Here is a 6,703-nt window from a genome sequence, read left to right as displayed (position 1 = left end):
ACATATCTGGCGTTGACTTTTGGCACGCTGTTGAGTTCTCAAGGAACGGACACTTCCTTCGGACCGCCTTCCAGCGGGCCCTCCGGGCGCTTCGTTCTTTCGTGTTTCAAGCTTATCAGATGTTTTCCGCTCCGTTTTCCGGAGTTTCATTCATCGGATTTACTTGGGCCTTTCGGCGCTCCCGAACTCTATCAGAGTTTCTCGGGCCGTTTTCCCGCTCCACACCCGAATTTCATTCGAGTGTTCTTGCGGGGGCCGTCCCGTGGGGCAACCCGGAGAACATTACGCACCGGGCTGCCCCACGTCAAACCGACCAGCGGGAGGATCAGACCTCGACGACGACCGGCAGGATCATCGGACGGCGGCGGTAGTTGTCCGCCACCCACTTGCCGAGGGTCCGGCGGACCAGCTGCTGGACCTGGCGGACCTCCAGGACGCCGTCGCCGGCCGAGCGGTCCAGCGCCTCCTGGAGCTTGGCGGCCACCGGGACGAACGCGTTGTCGTCGATGCCGGAGCCGCGGGCCTGGATGGTCGGACCGCCCACGATCTTGCCGTTGGTGGAGTCGACCACCACGAAGACCGAGATGAAGCCCTCCTCGCCCAGGATCCTGCGGTCCTTGAGCGAGGCCTCGGTGATGTCGCCGACCGACGAGCCGTCCACGTAGACGTAGCCGGCCTGCACCTTGCCGACGATCCGGGCGACGCCCTTCTCCAGGTCGACGCAGACGCCGTCCTCCGCGATGACCGTGCGGTTCTTCGGCACGCCGGTCGCGATGCCCAGGTCGGCGGCGGCCCGCAGGTGGCGCCATTCGCCGTGGACCGGCATCAGGTTGCGCGGCTTGCAGATGTTGAAGAAGTACAGCAGCTCACCGGCCGAGGCGTGACCGGAGACGTGCACCTTGGCGTTGCCCTTGTGCACGACCTTGGCGCCCCAGCGGGTCAGGCCGTTGATCACCCGGTAGACGGCGTTCTCGTTGCCCGGGATGAGCGACGACGCCAGCACGACGGTGTCGCCCTCGACGATGCGGATCTGGTGGTCGCGGTTGGCCATCCGGGACAGCGCGGCCATCGGCTCGCCCTGCGAACCGGTGCAGATCAGCACGACCTCCTTGTCCGGCAGGTCGTCCAGCTGCTTGACGTCCACGACCATGTTGCCGGGGACCTTCAGGTAGCCGAGGTCGCGCGCGATGCCCATGTTGCGGACCATCGAGCGGCCGACGAAGGCGACCTTGCGCTTGTACTCGTGCGCGGCGTCCAGCACCTGCTGGATGCGGTGCACGTGGCTGGCGAAGGAGGCGACGATGATGCGCTTGTCGGCGTTCGCGAAAACGTTTCGCAGCGCGGCCGAGATGTCCCGCTCGTGCGGGATGAAGCCGGGGACCTCGGCGTTGGTGGAGTCCACCAGCAGCAGGTCCATACCCTCCTCGGCCAGCTTGGCGAAGGTCGGCAGGTCGGTCAGGCGGCCGTCGAGCGGCAGCTGGTCCATCTTGAAGTCACCGGTGGCGACGACCATGCCGGCGGGCGTGCGCACCGCGACGGCCAGCGCGTCCGGGATGGAGTGGTTGACCGCGATGAACTGGCAGTCGAAGGGGCCGATCCGCTCGCGGTCGCCCTCCGCGACCTCCAGCACGTACGGCCGGATGCGGTGCTCGGCGAGCTTGGCCTCGATCAGGGCGAGGGTGAGCTTCGAACCGATCAGCGGGATGTCCGGGTTCTCCCGGAGCAGGTACGGGACGGCGCCGATGTGGTCCTCGTGCCCGTGGGTCAGGACGATGCCGTCGATCTTGTCGAGGCGGTCCCGGATGTAGCTGAAGTCCGGCAGGATCAGGTCGACGCCGGGCTGCTCGTCCTCGGGGAAGAGGACACCGCAGTCGACGATGAGAATGCGGTCCCCGTATTCGAAGACCGTCATGTTGCGGCCGATCTCGCCGAGACCGCCGAGCGGAGTGATGCGGAGGGCGCCCTCCTTCAGTGCCGGGGGCGCGCCGAGTTCGGGATGCGGGTGGCTCAAAAGACTCTCCTCACGACGCACGCCATATGCCCGGGGTCCTCCCCCAAGAGACATATGGCGTGCGTACTCAGTGTCGGTTTCCTACTGGGTCGGTGCTCTCGCGCCTTCGTCCGGTTCAGCGGCAGACCTCGGGGAGGCCCGGCGAGCCGGGGCGCGCACGTCTGTGTCTGCTACAGGTGTACCCCGCCTGCGGCGAGATCCTTCTTCAATTGCGCGACCTCCTCGGGAGTCGCGCCGACCAGCGGCAGCCGCAGCGGGCCGGCCGGCAGGCCCTGGAGCTCGAGGGCGGCCTTGGTGAGGATGACACCCTGCGTGCGGAACATACCGCTGAAGACCGGCAGCAGGCTCTGGTGGATCGCCGTGGCCTTGGCCACATCGCCGCCCAGGTAGGCGTCGATCATGCTGCGCAGTTCACCGGCGACCACGTGCCCGACCACGCTGACCACACCGGCGGCTCCGACGGACAGCAGCGGCAGGTTGAGGATGTCGTCCCCGGAGTACCAGGCGAGGTCCGAGCGGGCAATGGCCCAGGCGGCGGCGCCGAGGTCGCCCTTGGCGTCCTTGTTGGCGACGATCCGGGGGTGCTCGCCGAGCCGGACCAGCGTCTCGTGGCTCAGCGCGACGCCGCTGCGGCCGGGGATGTCGTAGAGCATGACCGGCAGGCCGGTGGCGTCGGCGATGTGCGTGGTGTGCCGGTACAGGCCCTCCTGCGGGGGCTTGCTGTAGTACGGCGTGACGACCAGCAGGCCGTGCGCTCCGGCGGCCTCGGCCTGGCGGGCCAGTTCGGCGCTGTGGTGCGTGTCGTTGGTGCCGACGCCCGCCACCACGTGGGCGCGGTCCCCCACGGCCTCCACCACGGCACGGACGAGCTCGGCCTTCTCGGCGTCGCTGGTGGTCGGGGATTCGCCGGTGGTTCCGTTGACGACGAGGCCGTCGTTGCCGGAGTCGACGAGGTGTGCGGCGAGGCGCTGGGCGCCGTCGAGGTCGAGCCCGCCGTCAGCGGTGAACGGCGTCACCATCGCGGTCAGGACCCGGCCGAAAGGCGTCTGGGGGGTGGAGGTCGGAGCCATGGGTCCAAAGCTACTCGTAGGCGGTGGGGCGATACCCAGGCCGGTCCAGGGTTCGGACAGGTGTAGCACTGTGCAGCGCGCGGCCGCAGCGCGGCGGGGCGGCGGAAACATGGGATTCCGGTGCTGCGTGCTCGGGGGTTCAAGCAGCACCGGAATCCGTGTCACGAGCGTAGGGAGCGCCTAGAAAAGCCGCAATCCAGACATGCCAGGCAAGCCGCCCATATGCCTATCACCCCAGGTCAGGGGGCGACTCGGCCGTGCTTCTCGAAGGCCGCATGGGTGAGCGGCATGAGCGCGGCCCACTGCTCCTCCATCTGCTCGGCGACCATCTCGATCTCGCGCTGCGGGAAGGACGGCACGGCGGCGTTCTCCTTCTTGGTCCGCAGCGACAGGAAGTGCATCAGCGAGCGGGCGTTGCAGGTCGCGTACATCGAGGAGAAGAGGCCGACCGGCAGCACGGCCCGGGCCACCTCGCGGGCGACGCCGGCCGCCAGCATCTCCTGGTAGCGGCCGTACGCCTCGCGGTAGGCCGCCTCCATCGCCCCGGTGACGGTCCTGTGCTGCTCCGGGGTGCCGTCGAGGAACTCGTACCGGCCGGGGCGGCCCTCCTGGACCAGCTTGCGGTCCTCGCCCGGCACGTAGAAGACCGGCTCCAGCTGGCGGTAGCGGCCGGACTCCTCGTTGTACGACCAGCCGCTGCGGTGCCGGTGGAACTCGCGGAAGACGAAGATCGGCGCGCTGATGAAGAAGGTCATCGAGTTGTGCTCGAACGGCGTGCCGTGCCGGTCCCGCATCAGGAAGTTGATCAGGCCCTTGGACTTCTCCGGGTCCTGCTGGAGCGCCTCCAGGGACTGCTCCCCCGCCGTCGAGACCCGCGCCGCCCAGATGACGTCCGAGTCGGCGGCGGCGCTGCGGACCAGCTCGACGGTGACGTCGCTGCGGAACTGGGGTGCCGTGGTTTCGTCGCTCACGCGTTGCTCCTCGCAGATTCGGTGGTGCTGGTGGTGCTGGTAATGCCGGTGGTGCCGGTGGTGCTGTGCAGCCGGATCGCGTGCTGCATGGTCTTGCGGGCGCGCGGGGTGTCGCCGGCGTCGGCATACGCCACCGCGAGGCGGAAGAAGACCCGCCAGTCGCCGGGCGACTCCTCCGCCTCGGCCCTGCGGCGGGCGAAGACCTCGTCGGCCGAGGCCCGGTCGATCCGGCCGCCGGCCGTGCGCCGGAGCTCGTCCACCGGCAGCCCGCCCTCGGCCTCCAGCTCGCGGGCGAGCCGCTCACTGGCCCGGCCGAAGCGGACGGTCTGGCGCAGGAACCAGACGCCGATCAGCGGGATGACGAAGGCGCACACGCCCATGCCGATGCCGAGCGGCTTGCCGGTGGCGATCAGCTGGACGCCCTCGCCTATGCAGACCAGGGCGACCAGCAGCAGCACGCCGGACAGGACGAAGAAGCCGGTACGGGAGGTCATGCCGCGCTCACAGGTCCAGGAAGTGTTCGAGGCCCAGGGTGAGCCCGGGGGTCTCGACGACCTTGCGGACGCCGAGCAGGATGCCCGGCATGAAGCTGCTGTGGTGCAGCGAGTCGTGCCGGATGGTGAGGGTCTCGCCGGTGTCGCCGAACATCACCTGCTGGTGGGCGAGCAGACCGCGCAGCCGGACGGCGTGCACCGGCACCCCGTCCACGTCGGCGCCGCGGGCGCCGGGCAGGCCGTGCGTGGTCGGGTCCTGCTGCGGCGGGAGGCCGGCCTCGGCGCGCGCGGCGGCGATCAGCTGGGCGGTGCGGGTGGCGGTGCCGCTGGGCGCGTCGGCCTTGCGGTCGTGGTGCAGCTCGACGACCTCGACCGACTCGAAGTACCTGGCGGCGGTCTGGGCGAACTTCATGCCGAGCACCGCCCCGATGGAGAAGTTCGGCGCGATCAGCAGACCCTGCCCGGGCGCCTCGTCCAGCCAGCCGCGGACGGTGGCCAGCCGCTCGTCCGTCCAGCCGGTGGTGCCGGTGACCACGTGGATGCCGTGGTGCAGGCAGTAGTCGAGGTTGCCCATCACCGAGTCGGGGTGGGTCAGCTCGACGGCGACCTGCACCCCGGCGTCGGTGAGCTCCGCCGGCTTCGAGTCGCGGCCGAGCGTGGCGACGAGTTCCATGTCCGGGGCGGCCTCGACGGCCTTGACGGCCTCGGATCCGATCCGGCCCTTGGCGCCGATCACGGCGACACGCAGCGTCATGAGCGAAAGTCCCTTCAGACCAGCAGGTCGGCGAGCCCGGCGGCCCGCTTGGTGTTGACCGGGCCGATCAGCGCGAGCGACGGCCGGTGCGCGCCCAGCACATCACGGGCGACCGCGTGGACGTCGTCCAGGGTCACGGCCGCTATCTTCGCCAGCATGTCGTCCACCGAGAGGTGGTGGCCGTAGCTGAGCTCCGCCTTGCCGATCCGGTTCATCAGCGAGCCGGTGTCCTCCATGCCGAGCACGGTGGAGCCGGAGATCTGGCCGATCGCGCGCTGCAGCTCCTCCTCGGTGATGCCGTCGGCGACCACCTTGGCGAGCTCCTCGCGGCAGATCCGCAGCACCTCCTCGACCCGCTTGGGCTGGCAGCCGGCGTAGATGCCGAACAGGCCGCTGTCCGCGTACGACGAGGAGTACGAGTACACCGAGTAGGCCAGGCCGCGCTTCTCCCGGACCTCCTGGAAGAGCCGGGAGCTCATGCCGCCGCCCAGGGCCGCGTTGAGCACGCCCATCGCCCAGCGGCGCTCGTCGTGCCGGGGCACGCCGGGCACGCCCAGCACCAGGTGGGCCTGCTCGGTGGAGCGGTTGAGCACCTCGACGCGGCCGGCCGTGCGCAGCGCCTTGACGCCGCGGCGGGCCTCGGCGGGGGCCGCGTCCGACTTGGCGAGCAGCGGTGCGAAGGCCCGCTCGACCTGCTTGACGACCTTGCGGTGGTCCAGGTTGCCGGCTGCCGCGACCACCAGGTGCTCGGGCTTGTAGCGGCGGTGGAAGAAGCCGGCGATCTGGTCCCGGGTGAGGGCCTGGACGGTCTCCTGGGTGCCGAGGATCGGGCGGCCGAGCGGGCCGCTGCCGAAGATCACCTTGGCGAAGAGGTCGTGCACCACGTCGCCCGGGTCGTCCTCGGCCATCGCCATCTCCTCGAGGATGACGCCGCGCTCGGCCTCGACGTCCTCGGGGCGGATCAGCGAGCCGGTGAGCATGTCGCAGACCACGTCGATGGCCAGCGGCAGGTCGGTGTCCAGCACCCGGGCGTAGTAGCAGGTGTTCTCCTTCGCGGTGAAGGCGTTCATCTCGCCGCCGACCGCGTCCAAGGCGGCCGAGATGTCCAGCGCGCTGCGCCGCTCGGTGCCCTTGAAGAGCAGGTGCTCCAGGTAGTGGGTTGCGCCGTTGAGCTGCGGGGTCTCGTCACGCGAGCCGACGCCGACCCAGATGCCGAAGGTCGCGGAGCGCACCGTCGGCAGGGTCTCGGTGACGACCCGAAGGCCGCCGGGGAGCACGGTGCGGCGCACCGTGCCGGCGCCGTCCGCGCCCTTGAGCAGGGTCCGGGTGGAGCCGGGGCGCTGCGTCGCCGCCGAGGCCTGGGCCACGGGGGTACCTCCGTAGAGAAACATGGGGGAACAACG

At 69.9% G+C, this 6,703-nt stretch carries 6 protein-coding genes; all 6 read right to left on the bottom strand.

All coding sequences use genetic code 11. The features are described from left to right. Positions 1 to 325: 325 nt before the first annotated feature. Positions 326 to 2,011, bottom strand: coding sequence for a ribonuclease J (locus C2142_RS25585; protein WP_148645121.1), 1,686 nt, complete (start codon positions 2,009 to 2,011; stop codon positions 326 to 328). 170 nt (positions 2,012 to 2,181) lie between these two features. Beyond that, complete coding sequence (dapA, locus tag C2142_RS25580) at positions 2,182 to 3,081, bottom strand: 4-hydroxy-tetrahydrodipicolinate synthase (protein ID WP_148645120.1); 900 nt, start codon at positions 3,079 to 3,081, stop codon at positions 2,182 to 2,184. A gap of 239 nt (positions 3,082 to 3,320) precedes the next feature. Beyond that, positions 3,321 to 4,052 (bottom strand): FAD-dependent thymidylate synthase, encoded by a 732-nt coding sequence (thyX, locus tag C2142_RS25575; RefSeq protein WP_148645119.1) that lies wholly within the window; start codon positions 4,050 to 4,052, stop codon positions 3,321 to 3,323. After that, complete coding sequence (locus C2142_RS25570) at positions 4,049 to 4,546, bottom strand: hypothetical protein (RefSeq protein WP_241002781.1); 498 nt, start codon at positions 4,544 to 4,546, stop codon at positions 4,049 to 4,051. Before C2142_RS25570 ends, thyX begins: the two co-directional genes overlap by 4 nt. Before the next feature lie 7 nt (positions 4,547 to 4,553). Further along, positions 4,554 to 5,300 carry a 4-hydroxy-tetrahydrodipicolinate reductase gene (gene dapB / locus C2142_RS25565; RefSeq protein ID WP_148645118.1) on the bottom strand — a complete coding sequence of 249 codons (747 nt, stop codon included), beginning with the start codon at positions 5,298 to 5,300 and terminating at the stop codon, positions 4,554 to 4,556. Positions 5,301 to 5,314: 14 nt separating this feature from the next. Further along, positions 5,315 to 6,667: a pitrilysin family protein gene (locus tag C2142_RS25560; RefSeq protein WP_241002780.1), complete on the bottom strand. Its 1,353-nt coding sequence runs from the start codon at positions 6,665 to 6,667 to the stop codon at positions 5,315 to 5,317. Positions 6,668 to 6,703 lie beyond the last annotated feature (36 nt).

This window comes from Streptomyces sp. CB01881 (genome assembly GCF_002953255.1).
Lineage (GTDB): Bacteria > Actinomycetota > Actinomycetes > Streptomycetales > Streptomycetaceae > Kitasatospora.
Note: the sequence above shows the minus strand (reverse complement) of the source record. Positions and strands in the feature narration are given on the sequence as shown.

Coding starts and splice junctions, on each gene's coding strand:
- dapA (WP_148645120.1), bottom strand. CDS start 3,081: ATGGCTCCGACCTCCACCCCCCAGACGCCTTTCGGCCGGGTCCTGACC.
- C2142_RS25570 (WP_241002781.1), bottom strand. CDS start 4,546: ATGACCTCCCGTACCGGCTTCTTCGTCCTGTCCGGCGTGCTGCTGCTG.
- dapB (WP_148645118.1), bottom strand. CDS start 5,300: ATGACGCTGCGTGTCGCCGTGATCGGCGCCAAGGGCCGGATCGGATCC.